Source organism: Kitasatospora sp. NPDC093558 (assembly GCF_040683475.1).
GTDB lineage: Bacteria > Actinomycetota > Actinomycetes > Streptomycetales > Streptomycetaceae > Kitasatospora.
In genome coordinates this window covers 1-1,111 of record NZ_JBFBDY010001353.1, presented here as the reverse complement: position 1 = coordinate 1,111, position 1,111 = coordinate 1, and the positions used below count along the sequence as shown (strand labels likewise).

Annotated in this window: 2 protein-coding genes; both read left to right on the top strand. The window is 73.4% G+C overall.

Annotated features, from left to right (window positions below):
- Positions 1-718, top strand: a 718-nt coding sequence (locus AB0O00_RS40920) for a M56 family metallopeptidase (RefSeq protein ID WP_363659728.1), incomplete at its 5' end; no start/stop codon positions are given.
- A gap of 165 nt (positions 719-883) precedes the next feature.
- The coding region (locus tag AB0O00_RS40915) for a hypothetical protein (RefSeq protein WP_363659727.1) at positions 884-1,111 on the top strand (228 nt) is incomplete at its 3' end.

Sequence of the window (1,111 nt, the reverse complement as noted above, 5' to 3'; positions counted from 1 at the left end):
GCAGGTGCGGGCGCTTCTCCACTGCGACCCGCATGTCCTGGGGGCGGTGGATCCGGTGCCGTGGGGAGTCGGGGTGGCGGCGGGGCTCCTGCTCGCCGCCATCGTGGTGCGACTGCTGATCACCGTGCGCGGCCTGGCGCAGGAGCGGTCCGCGGTGGCGGCGGTGCGCCGCCTGGCGGCCGCGGGCGACCTGGTCGTACTGGCGGACGATCGCGCCGACGCCTACGCGCTGCCCGGCCGGCCCGCGCGGATCGTGGTGACCTCGGGGATGCTCCGGGCGCTGGAGTCCGACGAGCGCGCCGTCCTGATCGCCCATGAGAGAGCTCATCTGAGGTTCCGTCATCATCGTTACGCCGCGTTCGCGGACCTGGCGGTGGCCGTCAACCCGATCCTGGGCGGGCTTCGGGACGCGCTCGCGTTCGGGATCGAACGGTGGGCGGACGAGGCCGCCGCCGAGGCGGTCTCCTCCAGGACGCTCGCCACCCGCTCACTGGCCCGGGCGGCACTCGCCACCGCCGCCCGTACGCCCGGACCGACCCGGCCGCTCGCCTACCCGCGGCACCGGATCGCCGACCGGGTCGCCGCGCTTCGGCAGGAGCGTCCGCGCAACCAGTGGCATCGGGCCTGGCCGGCCGCAGGGGTGCTGCTGGGGGCCTCGATCGCGCTCGCCGACACGGGCGTCGCGTTCGCTCGCCTGCTCAACGTCCTTGGATCGTAAGGCCGATGACGGCCGTGTTGCCGCCGCATGAGTTTTGGTCGCACATCTTGTGCGATGTCATGTCTCTCGTCAGACTTCCGAGTTGCGAACACGCGCGCACTTCTGCGTGAACGTCCTTCACCCCCTCACCTGTCGGGCGATCCCCGGCTGCCGAAAGGATGTTCAGTGTCACGCTCCCCCCTGCGAAGAGGACGGATCGCCGCACTGGCAGCCCTCCTCGCCGCCCTGCCCGGGCTCTGGCTCGGGACGTCCCCCGCGCACGCGGCCCCGGCCGTGCCTCCCGTCCAGCAGTCCGCCGACTCGGGCGCCGCCGTCCACCACGACACCTCCGCCCCGCTGCGGGACCTCGCCGCCAATGCCACCGTCGCGCCCGGCCCCAAGCACAAGGGCCAC